The organism is Qipengyuania sphaerica, assembly GCF_019711595.1.
Classification (GTDB): Bacteria; Pseudomonadota; Alphaproteobacteria; order Sphingomonadales; family Sphingomonadaceae; genus Qipengyuania; species Qipengyuania sphaerica.
This window is the reverse complement of record NZ_JAIGNR010000003.1, coordinates 332,060-352,962: the sequence shown is the minus strand read 5'-3', so window position 1 is coordinate 352,962 and position 20,903 is coordinate 332,060. Positions and strand designations below refer to the sequence as shown.

16 protein-coding genes, 1 tRNA gene and 1 pseudogene are annotated in these 20,903 nt (G+C 64.3%); 10 read left to right on the top strand and 8 right to left on the bottom strand.

Annotated elements, in window-relative coordinates; translation table 11 throughout:
• Window positions 1–3: 3 nt before the first annotated feature.
• From K3178_RS14400 to K3178_RS11570, 6 genes are all read left to right on the top strand, one after another.
• The gene (locus tag K3178_RS14400) at window positions 4–1,071 is read left to right on the top strand and encodes a M48 family metallopeptidase (protein WP_221571576.1); all 1,068 of its coding nucleotides are present in this window, start codon (window positions 4–6) and stop codon (window positions 1,069–1,071) included.
• Window positions 1,072–1,110: 39 nt separating this feature from the next.
• Window positions 1,111–1,860, top strand: a complete 750-nt coding sequence (locus K3178_RS11590; protein ID WP_221571575.1) for an alpha/beta fold hydrolase — start codon at window positions 1,111–1,113, stop codon at window positions 1,858–1,860.
• Complete coding sequence (locus K3178_RS11585) at window positions 1,857–2,708, top strand: hypothetical protein (RefSeq protein WP_221571574.1); 852 nt, start codon at window positions 1,857–1,859, stop codon at window positions 2,706–2,708. The genes K3178_RS11590 and K3178_RS11585 overlap by 4 nt, the downstream gene beginning before the upstream one ends.
• Window positions 2,705–3,679 (top strand): LLM class flavin-dependent oxidoreductase, encoded by a 975-nt coding sequence (locus K3178_RS11580; protein ID WP_221571573.1) that lies wholly within the window; start codon window positions 2,705–2,707, stop codon window positions 3,677–3,679. Before K3178_RS11585 ends, K3178_RS11580 begins: the two co-directional genes overlap by 4 nt.
• Window positions 3,680–3,840: 161 nt before the next feature.
• Complete coding sequence (locus K3178_RS11575; RefSeq protein WP_221571572.1) at window positions 3,841–8,547, top strand: NAD-glutamate dehydrogenase; 4,707 nt, start codon at window positions 3,841–3,843, stop codon at window positions 8,545–8,547.
• A gap of 52 nt (window positions 8,548–8,599) precedes the next feature.
• The gene (locus K3178_RS11570) at window positions 8,600–9,826 is read left to right on the top strand and encodes an NAD(P)/FAD-dependent oxidoreductase (RefSeq protein WP_221571571.1); all 1,227 of its coding nucleotides are present in this window, start codon (window positions 8,600–8,602) and stop codon (window positions 9,824–9,826) included.
• Here the strand turns inward: K3178_RS11570 and queG are convergent.
• Window positions 9,810–10,871 (bottom strand): tRNA epoxyqueuosine(34) reductase QueG, encoded by a 1,062-nt coding sequence (gene queG, locus K3178_RS11565; RefSeq protein WP_247713736.1) that lies wholly within the window; start codon window positions 10,869–10,871, stop codon window positions 9,810–9,812. The genes K3178_RS11570 and queG overlap by 17 nt on opposite strands.
• 68 nt (window positions 10,872–10,939) lie before the next feature.
• Between queG and K3178_RS11560 the strand changes: the two genes are divergently transcribed.
• The 4 genes from K3178_RS11560 (at window position 10,940) to msrB (ending at window position 15,159) form a co-directional block, all read left to right on the top strand.
• Window positions 10,940–11,917, top strand: coding sequence for an ABC transporter ATP-binding protein (locus tag K3178_RS11560; RefSeq protein ID WP_221571570.1), 978 nt, complete (start codon window positions 10,940–10,942; stop codon window positions 11,915–11,917).
• Window positions 11,914–13,125 (top strand): ABC transporter permease, encoded by a 1,212-nt coding sequence (locus K3178_RS11555; RefSeq protein ID WP_221571569.1) that lies wholly within the window; start codon window positions 11,914–11,916, stop codon window positions 13,123–13,125. The genes K3178_RS11560 and K3178_RS11555 overlap by 4 nt, the downstream gene beginning before the upstream one ends.
• Before the next feature lie 142 nt (window positions 13,126–13,267).
• Window positions 13,268–14,605 (top strand): cytochrome P450, encoded by a 1,338-nt coding sequence (locus K3178_RS11550; RefSeq protein ID WP_221571568.1) that lies wholly within the window; start codon window positions 13,268–13,270, stop codon window positions 14,603–14,605.
• Window positions 14,606–14,649: 44 nt separating this feature from the next.
• Window positions 14,650–15,159 carry a peptide-methionine (R)-S-oxide reductase MsrB gene (gene msrB / locus K3178_RS11545; RefSeq protein ID WP_247713735.1) on the top strand — a complete coding sequence of 170 codons (510 nt, stop codon included), beginning with the start codon at window positions 14,650–14,652 and terminating at the stop codon, window positions 15,157–15,159.
• On the opposite strand, the gene K3178_RS11540 is transcribed toward msrB, so the two are convergent.
• From K3178_RS11540 to K3178_RS11510, 7 genes and pseudogenes are all read right to left on the bottom strand, one after another.
• On the bottom strand, window positions 15,156–16,922 hold the full coding sequence (locus tag K3178_RS11540; RefSeq protein WP_221571567.1) for a hypothetical protein: 1,767 nt from the start codon (window positions 16,920–16,922) through the stop codon (window positions 15,156–15,158). The two genes, msrB and K3178_RS11540, sit on opposite strands and share 4 nt — an antisense overlap.
• Before the next feature lies 1 nt (window position 16,923).
• Complete coding sequence (locus K3178_RS11535) at window positions 16,924–17,334, bottom strand: GtrA family protein (protein ID WP_221571566.1); 411 nt, start codon at window positions 17,332–17,334, stop codon at window positions 16,924–16,926.
• A 24-nt stretch (window positions 17,335–17,358) separates the two neighbouring features.
• The gene (locus K3178_RS11530) at window positions 17,359–18,933 is read right to left on the bottom strand and encodes an NAD(P)/FAD-dependent oxidoreductase (RefSeq protein ID WP_221571565.1); all 1,575 of its coding nucleotides are present in this window, start codon (window positions 18,931–18,933) and stop codon (window positions 17,359–17,361) included.
• A gap of 94 nt (window positions 18,934–19,027) precedes the next feature.
• Entirely contained in the window at window positions 19,028–19,666 is a 639-nt protein-coding gene (locus K3178_RS11525) for a PilZ domain-containing protein (protein ID WP_221571564.1), read from the bottom strand.
• A 255-nt stretch (window positions 19,667–19,921) separates the two neighbouring features.
• Window positions 19,922–20,006, bottom strand: a tRNA-Leu gene (locus tag K3178_RS11520).
• A 69-nt stretch (window positions 20,007–20,075) separates the two neighbouring features.
• Window positions 20,076–20,375: pseudogene (locus K3178_RS11515) on the bottom strand (integration host factor subunit beta); the annotation flags it as partial.
• 142 nt (window positions 20,376–20,517) lie between these two features.
• A complete protein-coding gene (locus K3178_RS11510; RefSeq protein ID WP_221571562.1) occupies window positions 20,518–20,859 on the bottom strand; it encodes a GntR family transcriptional regulator in 342 nt (113 codons plus the stop codon).
• Window positions 20,860–20,903 lie beyond the last annotated feature (44 nt).

The window sequence follows — 20,903 nt, the reverse complement described above, 5'->3', positions numbered from 1 at the left end:
CCAGTGGAAAGCGCGTTCCAGACATCGGCCACCTGGTACGATGGCCATAGCGCCGTTCGCCACGAGGGCGAGGCGATGTGGGATGGCGGCGGCCGTCTTTCGCTGAAGGGCCGGACCGGTGCGATGGACGTGGCGCTGGACGATCTCGAATATGGCGAGGAACGCGGAGGCGAGATCGTCTATCGCCGCGCCAGCGAGCCCGATTTCCGCCTGATCGTGCCCGCCGACCTGCCGCCCGGCCTCGCCTCGAAACTGCCCGAGAAGCAGACTTACGGCGCATGGGTGGACAGGCTCGGCCTCGGCAAGGCGGCCGCGATCTTTGCGGTTGCCAGCGCGGCCGCGGTGACGCTGTTCATGACCGCGCCCGAATGGCTCGGTCCGCGCATCCCTCAAAGCTGGGAGCGCAACCTCGGCGACGCGATGATCGGCGATCTCGGCAATCGCGTCTGCTCCACGCCCGAAGGCGATGCCGCGCTCGCCAAGCTGCTCGATGCGGTCGATCCGTCACAGGTGCAGGTGCGCGCAGGGATCGCCAATTTCGACATGGTCAATGCGGTCGCGCTCCCCGGCGGGCAGGTGCTGCTGTTCGACGGACTGGTGCAGGATGCCGAAACGCCGGAGGAACTGGCCGGCGTGCTGGGCCACGAGGTTGGCCATGTCCGCGAACGCCATGTGATGACCGCATTGCTGCGGCAGTTCGGCCTCTCGATCCTGCTATCGGGCGCGAACACGACGGTTGGCGACACGATGTTCGGGCTCGCCGCGATGGGCTATTCGCGCGATGCCGAGCGCGAGGCTGACGAGTATTCGCGTGCGCGTATGGAAGAAAGCAGGATCTCTCCGCTGGGCGCGGCGAAATTCTTCGAACGGCTCGGCGGCGATGGCGAGGGCGATGAGAATGCGGTGATCGGCTGGGTGTCGAGCCACCCGGACCCTGCCGAGCGCGCCAAGGCCTATCGCGCCGCAGCCAAGGGCAAGAGCTTCGAGCCTGTCCTGACCGAGCAGGAATTCGGCGCGCTCAAGACGATGTGCGAGGAAGACCCCGACGTCGAGGAATTCGACTTCTTCTAGGGCTTGCAATCTGCCGCCCCTGCCCCGACACCGGCCTCCATGTTCGACATCAAGCACCACGTGTTGCCCGATGGCAGGCGCATAGCCTATCGCCATGTTCGCGGGACCGGTCCGACGGTCGTCTTCCTGCCCGGCTACATGTCCGACATGGCGGGCGGAAAAGCGACCGCGCTGTTCGACTGGGCGCGCGAGCAGGGGCGTGCCTGCCTCCTCCTCGACTATTCGGGCTGCGGCGAGAGTGACGGGGATTTCGCAGATGGCGCGCTGTCTCGCTGGCGCGAGGAAGTCGCCTCGCTGGTCGACGCGGTTGTCGAGGGCGATGTCGTAATCATCGGATCGTCGATGGGCGGATGGCTGATGCTGCTGGTGGGCATGGCGCTGGGCGAGCGGCTGGCGGGCATCATAGGCATCGCCGCCGCGCCCGATTTTACCGATTGGGGCTATTCGGACGAGCAGAAGGCCCGGATGGCTGCCGGCGAGACGGTTTTCGAGGACAATCCCTACGGTCCCGAACCGACGCCGACACACGCCGGTTTCTTTGCCGATGGTCAGGCCCACCGCCTGCTCGGGAGCGAGATCGCCATCGACGCGCCGGTCCGCCTACTCCACGGCCAGCGTGACAGTGACGTGCCCTGGACTGTCAGCCAGAAGCTGGCGGCCGCGCTGCGTTCGGACGCGGTTCAAGTGACTTTCGTCAAGGACGGCGACCACCGCCTCTCGCGCCCGCAGGATATCGCCCTGCTGCTGCGGACGGTGGACGGCCTCTTGCAAGACCTGGAAACGCTTTGACCAACCTCCTCTTCACTTCCGCTGCCCTGATGTTCCTGCAGGTCGGACCCAATCCGGCCGCGAACGATACGCTCGGCGTGCCCGAAGAATTGCGCGATCGCCCGGCGCGCACGCAGGTGGATCAGCGCAGCACGCTGACCGAATGCCTGCGCCAGACCACGACGAACCCGCAGGCCGCGCTCGACACGGCCCAGCGCTGGCGAGAATACGGCGAGACCGATCTCGATTTTGCACAAAGTGCGCATTGTCTTGGCCTCGCGCTCGTGAAGCTCGAGCGTATGGTCGAAGCCCAGCAGGCCTTCGAACTGGCGAGCGCGGAAGCCTCGCGCGTCAATGTCGCCTATGCCGCCCGGCTGGCGGCCATGGCGGGCAATGCGGCGGTGAGTGGAGGAGACGTCGAAGGCGCCATCGCCCTGCTCGACCGCGCCGGCGGAATGGCGCTGGCAGAGGGCCAGAACGAACTGGCCGCGGACCTGCGCGTCGATCTCGCGCGCGTGCTGGTGCGTGCCGGAAGGCAGGACGATGCCGCGCTGGCGCTCGCCGAAGCGCGCGAAGCGGACATGATGGATGCCGAGGCCTGGCTGCTCTCGGCAACGCTTTCGCGCCGGCTCGAGCGGCTGGGCGAGGCCTTCGACCAGATCCGCCGCGCCGCGCTGCTCGATCCGCGCAATCCGCAGATCGGGCTCGAAGCGGGCGTTATCGCCGCCTTGTCGGGCCGCGGCGAAGATGCGCGGGCGAGCTTTGAATCGGTGCTGCGCGTGGCCCCCGGAACCCCTGCCGCCGAGCGCGCGCAAAGCTATCTCGACCAGCTCAACGCTCCGACCGAGCCGGAGCCGATCGAGGAATGACTGCCTATTCGATCCTCGACCTCGTTCCCGTTCGTGAAGGCGGGACGCTGGGCGAAGCGTTCGAAGCGGCGACCGCCCTTGCCAGGGCCGCCGAGGAGGCGGGCTGCAAGCGTTACTGGGTGGCCGAACACCACGCCATGGAAGGGATTGCGGGAGGCGCGACCTCGGTCGTCCTCGCCCATGTGGGCAATGCCACCGGCACCATTCGTATTGGCTCGGGCGGCATCATGCTGCCCAACCACACGCCGTTCCAGATTGCCGAGCAATTCGGCACGCTCGACGCGCTGTTTCCGGGCCGTGTCGATCTCGGCCTCGGCCGTGCGCCCGGTGCCGGCCCCGAACTCCAGCGCGCGCTCAGGAAAGATCTCCACCGCGCCGCCGAGATGTTCCCGCAAGACGTCGTCGAGCTGATGGCGCATATGGACGGGACGAGCGAGATTTCGCCCACTCCGGGCCTTGGCGCTGGCTGCGAATTCTGGATGCTGGGATCGAGCCTGTTCGGCGCCTCGCTCGCCGCGCGGCTTGGCATGCCCTATGCCTTTGCCAGCCATTTCGCGCCCGATCACCTCGATGCCGCACTCGAACTCTACCGCCGCAATTTCGAGCCCTCCGAGGCCTGCGAAAAGCCGCATGTCATGGCCGCGATGAACCTGTTCTGCGCCGAAACCGAAGCGGAGGCGGAAACGCTCGCCACCTCGCAGATGCAGGCCTTCGTCGCGCTGCGCACGGGCAAGCCGAGCAAGCTGAAGCCACCCATCGAGAATTACCGCGACCAGCTGCCCGCACCTGCGCAGGCCATGCTCGCGCATATCGGGCAGGCGAGCGCCATCGGAACTCCCGAAAAATGCGCCGATGCGGTCGAAAGCTTCGTTGGGCGCACACAGGCGGACGAGATCATCTTCGCCGGGCCGACCTTCGATCCGCAAAAGCGTATCGACAGCCTCCGCCTGGCGATGAGCGCACTCGCCTGACGCTACGGCGTGCGCCTATGCATAGGATTGCAAAAATGCGCATCCGCCGCCTTGCCCTTGCCTTGCAACAGGCCTAATCGCGGCGCCTGACCAATCCGGGCAACGACTCGGATATTTCAAGGCGTCGCAACATATCGCGCGCCGCAAGCTATGAGGCCCCGATGGGTTCGAAGACCGGCACCAAGCCCGCCACCACTCCCGCAGCCCAGACCAAGGCGCTCGTGCAGCACATGCGCGATTCGATGCTGCCGGGAGACACTCCGTTCGACGACAAGCGCATGAAGGAAGCGGCGGGCTTCGTCTGCGAAACCGCCCAGACCCGCGAGTTCGGCACGGCTGCAATCACCATCGATTCGGTGACCGAAGGCCAGCGTTACACGCGCATCGCCATCGTCAATGACGACATGCCGTTCCTCGTCGATTCGACCGCCAACGCGATTGCCGCGCTGGGCATTTCGATCGACCGCCTGGTTCACCCCGTCGTCCCCATCGAGCGCACGCAGGAATGGACGCTCAGCCGCATCCTCGATGGCGAGCCCGATGACGCATACTGGGAATCGATGATCTACATCGAGACCGCGCGCGTCGATGCGAAGCAGCGCCGCCTTCTCGAACAGGAACTTGCCGCAACTCTCGAGGACGTGCGTGCCGCGGTGTCCGACTGGCCCAAGCTGCAGGACCAGATGGTAGCCGATGCCAAGTCGATCGACGATGCGGAGGGCAAGGCGCTGCTCGAATGGCTCAATTCGGGAATGCTCACCCAGCTCGGCCATGTCGTGCGCATGCGCGACGGCAGCCAGCAGGGCGAACTCGGCATCTGCCGTGCAGGCGAGCCGCAACTGCTTGTCGATGCGAGCTACGAGCGCGCCTTCAAGTGGTTCGAGGGCAAGGGCCCCAAGCGCACGCCGCTCATCATCAAGGCGAACCACATCGCCCGCGTCCATCGCCATGTGCCGCTCGACCTCTTCATCGTGCCCCGGCGCGAAGGCGGCAAGCTGGTCGCGCTTTCCGTGCATGCCGGCGTCTGGACGAGCGCCGCGCTCGCCGCGCCGCCGCGTGCCGTACCGATCCTGCGCGAGCGGCTCGACGCCATTCGCGAGAAGCTCAATTTCGACGAGGGCGGCCATGCCGGCAAGGCGCTGGTCCACGCCATGACCGCGCTGCCGCACGACCTGCTTATCGGTTTCTCGGAAGAGGCGACCGAGCGCGTTGCCACCACCATGATGGCGCTGGTCGATCGCCCGCGTCCGCGCCTCGCGCTCGTGGAAGCGCCGCTCGCACGCCACCTGTTCGCCTTCGTCTGGCTGCCGCGCGACATGCTGGCAACGCAGGTCCGCCTGCAGATCAAGTCGCTGCTCGAAGAAAACGCCGCAGCGCGCCTGCTCGACTGGAGCCTCGAGGTCGAAGGCGGCAATCTGGCCATGCTGCGCTTCGTGCTCGACATTCGCGACGGCGCCAAGGCACCCGACGAAGTCGCGCTCGAGGCACAGCTCCAGACGCTGCTGCGCGGCTGGAGCGAAGCGGTCGAAAACGAGCTCCTCGACCTGGTCGAGAAGGGCCGTGCCGCCGCGCTCGCCATGCGCTTCGCGGAGCATTTCCCCACCGCCTACCGCGCCCGCTTCGGCCCGCGCGAGGCGGCCGAGGATATCGCCCGCCTGCGCGAACTGGGCATCCACGCCGACGAGGACGAAGAGGGCGATGCACCCCATCGCGGCGCGCGGCTATACCTTTGCGAGCGTGACGACCCCGCCTGCCTTCGTCTGAAGCTGTACCAGGCCGAGGGCAGCCTGCCGCTGTCCGATGCGGTTCCGGTGCTGGAGAACTTCGGCTTCCACGTGCAGTCCGAGATGCCGACCGTGCTCAACGGCGGCGAACTCGGCACGATCCATGATTTCGCGCTCCAGCTGGCGCCCGGGGTCGACGCCGACGATCTGGTCGAGCGCGCCGGAGCCATCGAGGCTGCGGTGTCTGCCGTTCTCAACGGGCAAGCCGAAAACGACGTCTTCAACCGCCTCGTCGCCGAAGCGGGACTGGGCGCAGCACAGGCGGACTGGCTGCGCGCTTTCTATCGCTACCTGCGCCAGACCGGCATGGGCTTCACCATCTACACGGTGGTCGATGCGCTGGCGAAGAATCCGGACATCACCCGCGCGCTGATCGACCTGTTCACCGCGCGCCACGATCCCGATTTCAAAGGGAATCGCGAGGGTGCGATCGAGGACGCCCGCAGCGTCATCAAGCGCGGCCTTTCCAAGGTGAAGGCGATCAACGACGACCGCCTGCTGCGTCTCTACAATGCGCTGGTCGATGCGATCCTGCGCACCAATTCCTTTGCTCCCGCAGCAAACGAGGCACTGGCGTTCAAGATCGACAGCTCGCTGGTCCCCAACCTTCCCAAGCCGATCCCCTGGCGCGAAATCTTCGTCTATTCGCGCCGCGTCGAAGGCATCCACCTGCGCTCAGGCCCGGTGGCGCGCGGCGGCCTCCGCTGGTCCGACCGGCGCGATGACTTCCGCACCGAAATCCTGGGGCTGATGAAGGCGCAGCGCGTCAAGAACGCCGTGATCGTGCCGACCGGCGCGAAGGGCGGCTTCTATCCCAAGCAGCTGCCCGACCCTGCGCTCGACCGCGAAGGCTGGGCGGCCGAGGGGCAGGCGAGCTACGAGGTCTTCATCCGCACGTTGTTGTCGGTCACCGACAATATCGTCGACGACAAGGTCGTGCATCCGGAAGGCGTCGTCATCACCGATGGCGAGGACCCCTATTTCGTGGTCGCCGCCGACAAGGGCACTGCGCGCTTCTCCGACGTCGCCAATGCGATCGCGGAATCGAAGGACTTCTGGCTCGACGATGCCTTCGCGTCGGGCGGCTCGAAGGGATACGACCACAAGGCCATGGGCATCACTGCCAAGGGCGCATGGGTGAGCGTGCAGCGCCACTTCCTCGAAATGGGCGTCGATGTGCAGACCGATCCGATTCAGGTCGTCGGCTGCGGCGACATGTCGGGCGACGTGTTCGGCAACGGCATGCTGCTCTCGAAGGCGATCAAGCTGGTCGCCGCCTTCGACCACCGCCACATCTTCCTCGATCCCGATCCGGATCCGGCCAAGAGCTGGAAAGAACGCAAGCGCATGTTCGACCTGCCGCGTTCGAGCTGGGAGGATTACAATTCCGACCTCATCTCGCGCGGTGGCGGCGTCTATCCGCGCGATGCAAAGAGCATCAAGCTCTCGAAGGCGATGCAGAAGGTGCTCGACCTCGAAGTGTCGGAGATCGAACCCGAAGCGCTGATTTCGGGCATTCTCAAGGCACCCGTCGACCTCATCTGGTTCGGCGGCATCGGCACCTACATCAAGTCGGTGGCGGAAAATAACGTCCAGGTCGGCGATCCGGCGAACGATGCGCTGCGCGTCGATGCACGCGACGTTCGCGCCAAGGTCATCGGCGAGGGCGCGAACCTCGGCACGACACAGGCCGGCCGCATCGAGTTCGCGCAGAACGGCGGACGCTGCAACACCGACTTCATCGACAATTCGGCGGGCGTCGATTGCTCGGACAACGAGGTCAACATCAAGATCGCGCTCGCAGCGGCCAAGCGTTCGGGCAAGCTGTCCGAACCCAAGCGCGTTACTCTGCTCGAGCAGATGACCGACGAGGTTGCCGAGCTGGTGCTCGAAGACAACCGCCTCCAGGCGCTCGCGCTTTCGATCGCCGAGATCGGCGGCGCCCGTGCGATGGGCTCGCAACTGCACCTCATCGAAACCTTGGAAGCAGGCGGCAATCTCGACCGGCGCACCGAAGGGCTGGCTGACAACCAGGCGCTCCAGCGGCGCGCTGCCGATGGTTCGGGGCTGACGCGGCCCGAACTTGCCGTGCTGCTCTCATCGACCAAGCTGGTGCTTCAGGATGCGATCGAGGCGAGCGACCTGCCCGACGATCCGATCCTCCACGACCTGCTCATGCGCAGCTTCCCCGAGCCGATGCGGAAGAAGTTCGAGTCGCAGATCGAGAACCACCGCCTGCGCCGCGAAATCATCGCGACCAAGCTCGCCAATGCCATGGTCAACCGCCTTGGTATCATCCACCCGTTCGAGCTGGCTGAGGAAGAGGGCGTCGACCTTGCGCAGGTTGCGGCCAGCTTCGTCGCGGTCGCGCACCTGTTCGACCTGCGCACGCTGTGGGCCGAGCTCGACACCGCGAAGATGGAGGAAAGCGCGCGCCTTCTGATGTTCGACCGTCTCGCGGCAGCGGCGGCCAACCTCATGTCCGACGTGCTGCGGACCGGTGCAGGCCGCGTGGTCCCGCACGAGATGGTCGCCGAACTCGGCAAGGGCGTGAAGGTGCTGATCGACAGCACCGACCAGCTGCTCGGCAGCGAGATCAAGAGTCACTCGGCCAAGCTTCACCAGCGCTTCACCGATGCGGGCGCACCCGATGCGATTGCCACCCAGGTAACGAAGATCTTCGACCTCGACGGCGCGGTCGGGCTTGCCCAGCTGGCAAGCGACACGGGCATCGGAGCGAAACCGGTCACGCAGGCCTTCTCCGATGTCGGCGGCATGATGGGTATCGACTGGGCGCAGAGCACGGCGGCAACGATGAACCCCTCGGATGTGTGGGAGCGGCTTCTGGTTTCGGGAATTGCCCGCGATTTCCAGCAGATGCGGCTTGCGCTGCTCCGCCGCCTGTCGCGCCGCAAGGATGCGCAGAAGGACATGCCGGGCGTTGTCGCGGCATGGGCTAGCGAACACGAGACAGCTCTCAAGCAGTTCCGTTCGATGGTCGATCGCGCGCAGGCACAAAGTCCGGTCGCGCCGGCCATGCTCGCCCAGATTGCCAGCATGGCACGCAACCTGCTGACGCGGTGAACGAGCGCTCTTTGCTTGACCGCGCGGCAGTTTGACGCCAGCCCTGCACGCCATGGAGCACTATGACGTCGTCATCGTGGGATCGGGACACGGCGGCGCGCAGGCAGCGATAGCCCTGCGCCAGGCCGGTCATGAGGAACCCATCCTCATGGTCAGCCGCGACCGCAATCCGCCCTACGAACGCCCGCCGCTGTCGAAGGAATACCTCGCCGGCGACAAGCCCTTCGAGAAGGTCCTGATCCGGCCCGAGGCATTCTGGGCAGAGCGCAATGTGCACCTGCGGCTTGGCGCCAATGTCAACGAAGTCGACTGGATGCGGCACACGCTGGCGCTATCGGACGATAGCAGCGTCACCTACCGCAAGCTTATCTGGGCAGGCGGCGGCGATGCGCGGCGTCTCGGCGTTCCGGGCGCTGAATTGGCGGGCATCCACACCATCCGCAACCGCCGCGATACCGACCAGTTGAAGGCCGAACTCGAAGCCGGGGCCAAGCGCGCCGTGGTGATCGGCGCGGGCTATATCGGCCTCGAGGCGGCCGCCGTGCTGCGCAAGCTCGGCTGCGAGGTCACGGTGGTAGAAATGCAGGACCGCGTGCTGGCGCGCGTTGCCGGGCCGGAGATTTCCGAGTTCTACGCCGCGCAGCACCGCGCGCACGGCGTCGATTTGCGCCTCGAAACCGGTGTGGAGCGCATCGAAGGCGACGGCGAGAAGGTCACCGGCGTCACTTTGTCGACCGGCGAGACGCTGGCCTGCGAGATCGTGATCGTGGGCATAGGCATCGTCCCTGCAGTAGGCCCGCTGATTGCGGCGGGCGCGGCAGGCAGCAATGGCGTCGACGTCGATACGTTCTGCCGCACTTCGCTCGACGACATTTACGCCATCGGCGACTGCGCGGCGCATCCCAATCCTTACGCCGGCAACGCCGTGATCAGGCTCGAATCGGTCCAGAACGCCAACGACATGGCGAGCGTCGCCGCCAAGGCGATCATGGGCGACAAGCAGGATTACGATGCCGTGCCATGGTTCTGGTCGAACCAGTACGACCTGCGCCTCCAGACCGTGGGCATATCGACCGGCTACGATGCCACCGTGCTGCGCGGCAATCCGGAGGACGGGAAGTTCGCGCTGATCTATTTGCGCGAAGGCCAGGTCATCGCGCTCGATTGCGTGAACAACACGCGCGACTATGCGCAGGGGCGCAAGCTGGTGATGAACCGCGCGGAAATCGACCCGGAACTGCTGGCCGACACCGAGGTCGCGCTCAAGGAGATGGGTTGAGCCTCGCCGCAGCCCATTCCGCCGCTTCTGCAACTACCGGATCGGGATCGCCTCTCAATTCTTCGACCTGGCTGGCGAGTGCCGGATTGCCGCTGTTGCCTGCCGCATAGAGGCAATTCCTCACGAAGCGGTCGCGCCCCACGCGCTTGATCGGTGAGCCCGAAAAGAACTGCCGGAAACCCGCATCGTCGAAGGCAAGGAATTCGGCGAGGCGCGGCGCAGTCAGTTCCTCGCGCGGGGCCAGCTTGATGTGCCGGTGTGCCGCATCGGCGAACTTGTTCCACGGGCAGACCGCGAGGCAATCGTCGCAGCCGTAGATGCGGTTGCCGAGAGCCTCCCTGAATTCCTCCGGGATCGCTCCCTTGTGCTCGATCGTCAGGTAGGAAATGCACCGCCGCGCATCGAGCCGGTAGGGCGATGGGAAAGCATCGGTCGGGCAGGCGTCCTGACAGGCGCGGCAGCTGCCGCACATGTCGCGGTGCGCAGTGTCTGGCGCGAATTCGAGCGTCGAATAGATCGCGCCGAGGAACAGCCAGCTGCCATGCTCGCGGCTGACGAGATTGGTGTGCTTTCCCTGCCAGCCGATCCCCGCCGCCTGCCCGAGCGGCTTTTCCATCACCGGCGCGGTGTCGACGAAGACCTTGAGTTCACTCTCCGGCGCCTGCTCGATCAGCCAGCGCGCGAGCGCCTTGAGCGACTTTTTCACCACATCGTGGTAATCGCGGCCCTGCGCATAGACCGAGACACGCGCACGCTCACCGTCGCCTTCCAGCGCGAGAGGGTCGACATCGGGCGCATAACTCATGCCGAGCGCGATCACGCTCTTCGCCTCCGGCCAAAGCCCTTGCGGATAGGCGCGCTGCCCTTTCCGGCTCTCCATCCATTCCATCGAGCCATGACGGCCTTCGCCCAGCCATTGTTCGAAACGCTCGGTGCGCAACGGATCCTCGCCTGCCCCCGTGAACCCGCAAGCGACGAAGCCCAGTTCGCGCGCTTTTTCCCTCAGCGCGGCCTGCAATTCTCCGGGTGACACGGATTTAACCAAACTTGCTGTTGCTCCCGTTCACTTCGCAGGGTTAACTCGCTCCCGACCTGGGGGAGCCGGAACACGCGATGTCGCGAAACGACGATCATTACAACACCAGCCTCGCCATCGAAGCGCATGGCCTGGTCAAGCGCTTCGACGATACGCTCGCCGTGGACGGGGTCGATATCTCCGTTCCCGAAGGCGCGATCTACGGCATTCTCGGTCCCAATGGCGCGGGCAAGACGACGACCTTGCGCATGCTGCTCGGCATCATCGATCCCGACAAGGGCGTGCGCCGTGTATTCGGGCACGACCGCCCGCACGAGATCGCCAAGTGGATCGGCTACCTGCCCGAGGAACGCGGTCTCTATCCGGCAATGAAATGCGACGAGGCGATCGCCTTCATGGGCGCATTGCGCGGACTGCCGCTGGACGTAGGCCGCCAGCGCGGGCGCGAGCTGATGGAGAACCACGGGCTTTCGCACGCCATCGACCGGCAGATCCGCCAGCTCTCCAAAGGGATGGCGCAGACGGTGCAATTGCTCGGCACGCTGGTCCATCACCCCAGGCTGGTAGTCTTCGACGAGCCTTTCAGCGGCCTCGATGCGATTAACCAGGGCAAGCTCGAAGTGATGATCCGCGATCTTGCGAAGCAGGGCACCACGGTGATTTTCTCGACCCATGTGATCCATCACGCCGAACGGCTCTGCAACGATGTCGCGATCATCGCCGGGGGGCGCGTCCCCTACGCAGGATCGGTCGACGCGGCGCGCGACCGGATCCCGGCGCAGGTCCGGCTCGAGACCCGCAACGAAGCGGGCGAATGGCGCGCCGCGCTCCCGGCAGATGCGCGGCACGACCGCAAGGAAGGCGGAGGCCACTTCTGGTATTTCCCGATCCCCGATGGCGGGATCGAAGCGCTGCTCAAGCGCCTAATCAACGGCGATGCGGGCATTCTCTCGCTGTCGATCGAGCGCGCGGGCCTGCACGATGCCTTCGTCGAAATCGCAGGCGAGGCGGCAGCGCGCGCGCTGGATGAAGATGCCGCGGGAGATATCCTATGACCGACACCGCAAGCCGCCTGCCGCTGTGGCGCGCAGCCTTCGTGGTTGCACGCCGCGACTTCAAGGCGATCCTGTTTTCCAAGGCCTTCCTGTTCTTCCTGCTCGGTCCGATCTTTTTCGGTGCGATCAGCATCGTGGCCGGAACGCTGGGCGCGAAGGCTGCAGAGAACAACAACCCGCCGCGCCTGGCGGTCATGCTGGACGAGGCGGAAAGTGCCGCCTTCGAAGCCGCGCATGCGCGTCTCGACGATGCCATCGGCTTGCCGCAGATAGAATTGGTGGCGCGCGACGAGGCGCTCGATGCGCAGGGCCTGCTGGCCGACACCTCGCGGAATTTCGGTGCGGTTCTTTCAGGTTCGCTGTCCGAGCCGAAACTCAGCGGCACGCAGGACAGGATTGCGCGCTGGGAGGGTGAAGTCGCCTTGCTCAGCGCCGAGGCGAGCGGCGGTACTGGCACGCCGTTGCCATCGATTGCGCTTGAACCCGTGCAATCCAGTGTCGCCAAGACCCGAAGCGCGCAAACGGCCACCGCAACCGGTGCAATCACTCTGCTGTTCCTCCTGACCATGCTGCTCGCGGGCATGGTTCTGTCCAACCTCGTCGAGGAGAAGGCGAACAAGATCATCGAGATCCTGGCTGCCGCCATCCCGATGGACGCAGTCTTCTACGGCAAGATTTTCGCCATGCTGGGTGTCAGCTTCGTCGGCATCGCCGTCTGGGGGTCGATTGCGGGCGCGATCCTGGCGCTCGGAAGCGCGGCCATCGGGCCGGTTCCGGTGCCCGCCGTCGGTTGGCCGCTCTTCATCGCGCTGTTCGTGATCTATTTCGCGATGGCCTATTTGCTGATCGGCTCGGTCTTCCTGACCATCGGTTCGATGGCGCCCACCGTGCGCGACGTGCAGACCTTGTCCATGCCCGCCACTTTCCTGCAGCTTGGCGTCTTCTTTCTCGCGACCTATTCGCTGAGCGATCCGGGATCGGCGACAGAGCTGTTCGCAGTCGGCTTCCCCGTCTCCTCCCCCTACGCCATGGTAGCCCGGGCCGCGCAGGATCCCGCGATCTGGACGCATGTGCTCGCGTTGGCGTGGCAGGCACTGTGGGTAGCGATTTTCGTAAAGACGGGCGCTACGCTGTTCCGCCGCAAGGTGATGAAATCGGGACCGAGCGGCGGCGCAGGCAAGAAAAGGTTCGGCGCGAAACCCGCCTGATGTCGGGAGGGTCCAAGACAGCTCCCGGCGGCGACATTAGGTTCTCTTTTGCAACGCACTATTGACACCCGTGTCAGTTAAGGCAGGATGCGCATGAGAGAGCGGCAATCCAATTTCGCGGATTCCCGCCCGGGAGAGAGACATGGCCACCATCGCCCCCCAGCGGCCCGAAGTCCGTTCGAGCCCCACCGCCTACGAAGCGCTGAAGAAGCATTTCGAGGAGCATCCCGAACAGCGGCCCGAACATCCGCACAAATGGGATGTGAGCCGCAGCGATATCTATGCCGACAATACCTGGCAGCCGATTTTCCGGGAAATGCGCGAGGCGGGGCCCCTTCATTATATCGATGAAAGCCCGTTCGGCCCCTATTGGGCGGTGGTCCAGCACAAGGCGATCCAGCATATCGAGGCGCTGCCCGACATCTTCTCGTCCAGCTGGGAATACGGCGGGATCACCATTCTCAACCGCCTAACCGAAGAAGAGCTCGCCGAAAGCGGCATCGAACGGCGCGAATTGCCGATGTTCATCGCCATGGACCGTCCGCAGCACACTGGCCAGCGCCGTACTGTCGCGCCCAAGTTCACTCCCAGCGGCATGACCGAGATGGAGCCGGAAATCCGCCAGCGCACCGGCGAACTGCTCGATTCGCTCCCGCGCGGCGAGGTCTTCGACTGGGTCGACAAGGTCTCGATCGAGCTCACCACCGGCATGCTCGCGATCCTGTTCGGCTTCCCGTGGGAGGACCGCCGCCTGCTGACCTTCTGGTCCGACTGGTCGGGCGATACCGAGCTGGCCACCGTGCGCGAACTCGACCAGATGCGCTGGGGCTTCCTCCATGAGATGGGTGCCTATTTCCAGTCGCTGTGGATCGAGCGCACGCACGACAAGGAGCCGGGCGACGATCTCATCTCGATGATGATCCATTCGGAAGCGATGAACCAGATGAGCCCGGAAGAGTTCATGGGCAATCTGGTCCTCCTCATCGTCGGCGGCAACGATACCACCCGCAATTCGATGAGCGGCATCATCTACCAGCTCGACAAAAACCCCGACCAGCGCAAGCTGTTCGAGCAGCAGCCCGACCTCATTCCCAATGCCGTGCAGGAAATCCTGCGCATGCAGACCCCGCTCGCGCACATGCGCCGCACCTGCACCGAGGATACCGAGGTCTTCGGCCAGCAGATCAAGAAGGGCGACAAGGTCGTGCTCTGGTACCTCTCGGCGAACCGCGACGAGCAGGTCTTCGAGAACCCCGACAAGCTCGACATTACCCGCGAGAATGCGCGGCGGCACATCGCCTTCGGCTACGGCATCCACCGCTGCGTCGGAGCGCGGCTTGCCGAACTCCAGCTGCGCATCCTGCTCGAGGAACTGCACAAGCGCCGCATGCGCGTGCATGTCGCAGGCGATATCGAGCGCGTCCGGGCGAATTTCGTCCATGGTTTCCGCAAGCTCGAAGTCGAGATTACCGAGTTCTGAGGTAACCTTTTGCCTGTTCCGGGCGTATTCATGGGCAGAAGCCTATGGATGAGCCCATGCACGACCAATCGCACAATCGCCGCACCTTCCTCGGCCTGCTTGGCTCGGGAGTTGCCGCCTCGACGCTTGCCGCATGCGGATCGAGCGAAGCCAATGCGAAGGACTTCCCCGTCTCGCTGAGCGAGGGAGAATGGCGCAAGAAGCTGACCAAGAGCGAATTCTACGTCCTGCGCGAAGCGGGAACCGAGCGGCCCTATTCCTCGCCGCTCAATGACGAGAAGCGCGCGGGCACCTTCGTGTGCGCCGGGTGCGGAAACGCGCTTTATTCCTCGAAAACCAAATACGATTCGAAGACCGGCTGGCCCAGCTTCTGGAAGGCGATCGACAGCGACGCGGTGGGAACGAGCACCGATTACAAGATCGGCTATCCGCGCACCGAAGTGCACTGCGCCGATTGCGGCGGGCATCTCGGGCATATCTTCAATGACGGTCCCCGCCCCACCGGCAAGCGCCATTGCATCAATGGCGTGGCGATGGATTTCGTCGCGGCCTAGTCGGTCACGCGAAACAGCAGGAACTGTTCGCTCTGCCCGAGGTCGACCGGCTCCAGCCAGTCGGGATGGCCTCCGGCCTTCAGCAGCGCGCCCAGCCCCTCGGGATTGCCGTTTTCGTAAAGCAGGGTCTCGGTCAGATCCGCGCACAGAGCCAGGTAATCGGCATGGCGCTTCACAATCGGTTCCGCCTCGTCCGGACTCCACAAGAACGCGTTGATCACGTCAGCCATCGCCTCTTCGGAACGATGGTGGCCCGTCGCCACGACCGAATGATGGCTGCCGAGTAGCACCGTCGGCCCGATGTCGAGCGGCGTGAAGATCGTAGTAGCCGGGATAGCATCGAGCAGCGGAACCTGTTCGCGAACCCGGCATTCCGCCTCGCCAAGATTCGCCTGCCGGAATGCCATGTTCTCTTCGGTGGGTAGTGCCATCGAATACAGCGTCACCGGGGCATAGGGCGCCAGCAGCAGCAGGAAGGCGAGTGCGATCGCAAGTTTCCGAGCGGTGCTGGCGGCCTGCCTCAAGCCGAGCAGCATGCTCGATGCCAGCCAGCCGAGCGGAATGGTCGCGATCATTGCAGCGATTGCGGCAGAGCGAGCGACCAGTAGCGAGAGTACGAAGGCCGCGACCAGCACCAGGAGGTAATCGGTCCACCAGCTTCGCAACCAGTCGTGCGAGCGCATCCTCAAAACCACTGTCGCGCCGATCGCGGCCGCAAACTGGATAAGCATCGGAATGACGTAATTGGCCGCCTGTTCCCAGAACGGCTGGCCTTCGAGAACGCGGCGGTACCAGAACTGGTCGACAGCCGGATCGAGTCTGGCGAAAGGCGTCGCGAGACAGTCCGGCGACATGAGCGCGAACACGCCCAAACCTGCCGCCGCAACCAGTGCGAAGAGGAAAACGAGTGCCAGTCCGCGCAAGCTGCCGGCTTTCGCAACCAGCCATGTGCCCAGGGCCGCGACGAGGAAGAATGCGATATGCGCAGGCGATATGGCATCGCAATATTCGATCGGCGAAAGCCCGCGGGTCGCCAGATAGAAGAAAGCCAAGCCGCCCGAGAGCGCCTGCATGAATGCGACCAGCCAGTCTCGCCGGCCGGCATCCTGCCACCAGCGCAGGAACAGCACGCCGCCGAATGCCCCTGCCATCGGGAGCACCTCGAGAGAAATGCTGAGGCCGAAGGCCATGGCAAGGCCGGCCACCCAGCCGCCCTTGCGTGCGTCGCGCCAGCTGATCGCCCATAGCGCAAGCGTGACACTGAATATCTGCCAGCCGTGATGATCGATCCGCATCGGACGGAATTGGAACAGGACCGGCGGAAGGAAACCGCAAGCCAGAACCGCGAAGATCGCGGCCCGCGTTCCCAGCAATCGCCAGGCCAGCCTGCCAAGGATTGCTGCGGTGAGGCCGAATGTCACCAGCGGCACGATTATCAGCGCTGCGGTCTCCGCCATGGCCTGCCCAACGAGCGGGGTCAGCAAAACCATTACGAAGAGTATCGGCGCATCGACCAGCCGCGACCAGTGCATGGGCGTGCCATGGGGCGGATCGATCCTGTATTGGGTGGGGTCGAACCACCCCTGTCCTGCGAACACGTCGCGTACCTGGACCAGCCGCAAGACATCGTCGGGATCGGGGAACTGGCGCTCCACCAACCGGTCGATGCCCGAAATGAACAGGATTGCGGCGACCGTCAGGAACGCGAAGAACAGGGCTCTTCCGGGAAATTCCCCGGGCCGGGTGCGACGATCGGCGGTCATGTCAGGGCGTAGAGCGGAAAACGAGGCGGCTGCGCAAGAGCCAGGTTGCCGCAAAGCTCACGACGATCGCCACAAGCTTGGCCAGCCGCGGATCGATCCCGGCCAGGTCGGCTGCGCCGACGATGGCGATGGTGAGGGCGAGGCCGACCAGCGCCGAAACCACGAAGAGCGCTTTCTGGCGGGTGCGTTCGGGACCGCGCGCGGCCACCGTATCGGTGAAGACGGTGCGGCTCGAAAACAGCCAGTGCGTCACGATCCCGGCGCTGTAAGCCGCCGCCGAAGCGATGGCGGCCGGGACCATGAATGCGAGCAGTGCGAGGAACGCTCCCATGTCCACCGCCAGGGCTGCCACACTGGCAAACCCGTAGCGGATGAGACGTATGCGCTGGAGCCTTGAAATGATCTCCGTCATGGCGAGCCCCCCCCGTGACCCGTCTTACGCCGCTTCGCGATCGCCTTCGGCGACCTTGGTCGGCACGTCGCGCACCGAATTGAGAGCGGCTGCCTGGTCCTCGGTGAGCTGGCGATTGGGAAGCGCGGTTTCCGCACCTTCGTCGCCTGCCTCGTGATACTCGGCATCCTCATTCACGCACCAGGTGTCGTAGACACGTTCGCCGGCGAGGATGTTTTCGACCGTCAGCATGGCGGTCATCATCGCGTGGTCCTGGTTGTTGTAGCGGTGCATGCCGTTGCGGCCCACGAGGTGCAGCGTCGGATGCTTTTCCTCCAGTTCGCGGCGCATGGCATCGACATTGGCGGCATAGGTCTCGTCATAGACCGGATAGGCCTTTTCCTGGCGAACCACGGCGCCCGACTTGACCTTCTTGCGGTCGACGAGACCGAGGATTTCCATCTCGTCGGTGGCGAGGCTGACGAGATCCTCGTCTTCCATCGACCACAATCCGTCGCCTTCGAAGCAGAAATATTCGAGACCGACGCAGGCCATGTCTTCGTCGGGGATCATCTCCGGCGACCAGCTACGGAAGTTCTGCACGCGGCCGACCTTCACCTTGCTGTCGTGGATGTAGATCCAGTTGTCCGGGAACAGGTCCTCGCCCTCGACCATCAAAGCGACGGTAAGGAAGTCGCGGTACTTGAGATCGTTCGCCTGCAGCGTGGACTGCGGCAGCGGGTGCAGGCGCTTGGAGAGTTCGCGCATCGGGGCCGAGCTGATGGCGTGGGCGGCTTCGATCACCACTTCGCCATCGGGGCCTTCTGCGCTCATGCGCCAGCCGCCCTTGCCGTCGCTGGCAAGCTGCTTGAGGCCGTGACCCATGATCACATGGCCCTTGCCGGTGGCGAGGATCTTGTCGCGTGCGGCATCCCACATCATGCCCGGGCCGAGACGCGGGTAGCGGAAGGTTTCGAGCAGCGTCTTCACAGCCTGGCCGTCGTTCGGCTTCTTGTTGAGGCCGAGCGAACGCTTGAGGCCATCGACAACGGCACCCCAGAGCGAAAGACCCTTGATACGCTGTGCGGCCCAGTCTGCGCTCATCTCGTCGCAGGGCATGCCCCACACCTTCTCGGTATAGGTCTTGAAGAAGATCGAATAGAGCTTGTGGCCGAACTGGTTGACGGTCCAGTCCTCGAAGCTCTTCACGTCCTTCTTGGGGAAGAGTTTGTACTGGAGGTAGCTCGCCATGCAGACAGTCGAGCGCAGGATGCCGAGGTTCCACAGGGCCTCGAAGGCACGCAGCGGATAGCTGTAGAACTTGCCTTCGTAATAGATGCGGCTCATGCGCGGGCGCTGGATGAAATCGTCTTCGCCAAGGATCTCGTTCCACAGGTCGACAACCTGCTGGCTCTTCGAGAAGAAGCGGTGCCCGCCGATGTCGAAGCGGTAGCCCTCGTGTTCGACCGTGCGGCTGATGCCGCCAACGTAGGTATCGTCTTTCTCGATGATCGCCACGGTCTTGCCCTGCTTGGTCAGCAGGTAGCCAGCCGTGAGGCCTGCAGGACCAGCCCCGATGATAGCAACATCGACTTTGAGCGATTTGTTTGTCGTAGTCATTTATACCCCCGAGTTTTCTTGCCTGACCGGGAGTGAAGGAAAATGGTTAGGGGGAAGTTAACGCCGGGCCGCGATCACAAAATAATTCGCATTTTCAGGCGGCGTCGGGCGTTTCCTCAAGCAAGCCCGGGCACTGGACCGATGCCGCCATCAGCGCGAATTCACGCAGCGAGAAGGTGTTCTCGAACACTAGCCCGTAACTCTTGTCCTTGCGCCAGCGAACCTTTGCCCGGGTTTCGGGGAAACTGTCCGAGGTGACCCGGATCGACTGGTCGATGGCGAAGGGGGCGTCGCAGGTGACGCGTGCGCCCTGCTGCGACAGGTTTACCGTCTCCGCTTCGCCGCCGCCGGACAGCGAGGATAGCTGCAGCGGCACGGCGATGTTCAGGCGCAGCTGGCGCTTGGGAAAGTTCCAGCTTTCGTGGATCAGCCGCTCGACCGTGACCGGGCGATCGAAACGATAGCTCGCCTCGCGACCGTTGCGGCGGGTTTCGGTGATCTCGTAGGTTTCGCCGTTTTGCAGTTCGAGCGACAGAATCCGCTCGTCGGGTAGGGCGTGGAAGGTCCGCAGCGAAAGGCCGGTCGAAGACACGTCGCGGATAACGCAGATGAATTCGCCGTGCCCGGACACCAGCTTCGCCGAACGGATAAGCGAGGTATAGCGCGTCGCCCCCCGCTTCTCGGCCCCATCGTAACCCTGCATGTCCGCTTGGAATCCTGCGGAAAAATCCATCTTCGTAATACCCCCAAGATCGCGGAAGGTCTGCCCCTCTCGCGCTTGTCTTGGACCAGCGCCCCTGTTGATCGATTTGATAGGAAGCTACGGGTTAATACTTGGATAAAGATGCGGAAGGTTTTGTCAGCGCGCCCGACAGTCGGAAAGCCAAGCCTCTGAAATACCGAGCCCACTCGCGAGCGGTCGCGTGGGGTGCATGGCGATCGTCCGGGCGCAGGAGGGACGCCTTGTACAGAATCGGTTCGCGAAAATTGGTGCGGGTGGTGGGACTCGAACCCACACGATCAAGGATCAGGGGATTTTAAGTCCCCGGCGTCTACCATTCCGCCACACCCGCCGAACCGGCAGGGGCGTGCCTAATGCGAAGATGGGAATCCCGCAATCGCCAAGCGAAAGCGGTGCGTGCTCAATTCTCGTTGAGGCGCTCGCGAATTTCCTTGCCCGGCTTGAAATAGGGCACGCGTTTGGCGGGCACGTCGACCGCTTCGCCGGTACGCGGGTTGCGGCCCTGGCGGGCTTGGCGTTCGCGGGTCGAGAACGCGCCGAAACCGCGCAATTCGACGCGGCCGCCTTCGGCCAGGCGTTCGGAAATTTCCTCGAAGAAAATGTCGACGACTTGCTCGACCTCTTCGGCGCGCAGTTCGGGATTATCTTCCGCGATGGCTGCCAGAAGTTCGGATCGGATCATTTTGCGCTCTCCCGACCGTGCGTGACGATCGTCGGTTCATGAATTGCTACGGCCATTGTGGCCGTCGCCGAGACGCTCCCCATCAACATTCAGTGGCAGAATCTAGCCATTTCCGCAAGGTAGCTTTTGTTAAATCTGGAGTGCCGAGCCAGTTTCCGGCTCAAGCGTCGGTAAGCAATTCCGCGGGCGCGATCCCCAAGCGGTCCATCCGTTCGCGAATTTCGGGCCACTCTTCGCTGAGGAAAGCATCGCGTTCGCGATTGCGTAGTACTCTGGCCGCGCCATCGGCGACATACATTCCGACACCGCGCTGCACCTCGACCAGCCCGTCGTTCTGGAACTGCTGGTAGGCCTTGGCCACCGTCAGCGGGTTGGCGCCCTGCTCGGCGGCAAGCGCGCGCACCGATGGCAGCATCTCGCCTTCTGGATACCGCCCGTCGATAATGGCAGCCGCGATCTGGTCGCGCAGCTTGAGGTAAACGGGCTTGGACTGGTTGCTCATGACGGGTCCCCGGACAGACAATAGTGCTTCAGTGCCATAATACA

Excerpts from the sequence above, each read along its gene's own strand:
- K3178_RS11560 (WP_221571570.1), top strand. The coding sequence starts at position 10,940 with ATGTCGCGAAACGACGATCATTACAACACCAGCCTCGCCATCGAAGCG.
- K3178_RS11555 (WP_221571569.1), top strand. The coding sequence starts at position 11,914 with ATGACCGACACCGCAAGCCGCCTGCCGCTGTGGCGCGCAGCCTTCGTG.
- K3178_RS11530 (WP_221571565.1), bottom strand. The coding sequence starts at position 18,933 with ATGACTACGACAAACAAATCGCTCAAAGTCGATGTTGCTATCATCGGG.
- K3178_RS11550 (WP_221571568.1), top strand. The coding sequence starts at position 13,268 with ATGGCCACCATCGCCCCCCAGCGGCCCGAAGTCCGTTCGAGCCCCACC.
- K3178_RS11590 (WP_221571575.1), top strand. The coding sequence starts at position 1,111 with ATGTTCGACATCAAGCACCACGTGTTGCCCGATGGCAGGCGCATAGCC.
- msrB (WP_247713735.1), top strand. The coding sequence starts at position 14,650 with ATGGATGAGCCCATGCACGACCAATCGCACAATCGCCGCACCTTCCTC.
- K3178_RS11580 (WP_221571573.1), top strand. The coding sequence starts at position 2,705 with ATGACTGCCTATTCGATCCTCGACCTCGTTCCCGTTCGTGAAGGCGGG.
- K3178_RS11540 (WP_221571567.1), bottom strand. The coding sequence starts at position 16,922 with ATGACCGCCGATCGTCGCACCCGGCCCGGGGAATTTCCCGGAAGAGCC.
- K3178_RS11575 (WP_221571572.1), top strand. The coding sequence starts at position 3,841 with ATGGGTTCGAAGACCGGCACCAAGCCCGCCACCACTCCCGCAGCCCAG.
- K3178_RS11570 (WP_221571571.1), top strand. The coding sequence starts at position 8,600 with ATGGAGCACTATGACGTCGTCATCGTGGGATCGGGACACGGCGGCGCG.
- K3178_RS11535 (WP_221571566.1), bottom strand. The coding sequence starts at position 17,334 with ATGACGGAGATCATTTCAAGGCTCCAGCGCATACGTCTCATCCGCTAC.
- K3178_RS11510 (WP_221571562.1), bottom strand. The coding sequence starts at position 20,859 with ATGAGCAACCAGTCCAAGCCCGTTTACCTCAAGCTGCGCGACCAGATC.
- K3178_RS11525 (WP_221571564.1), bottom strand. The coding sequence starts at position 19,666 with ATGGATTTTTCCGCAGGATTCCAAGCGGACATGCAGGGTTACGATGGG.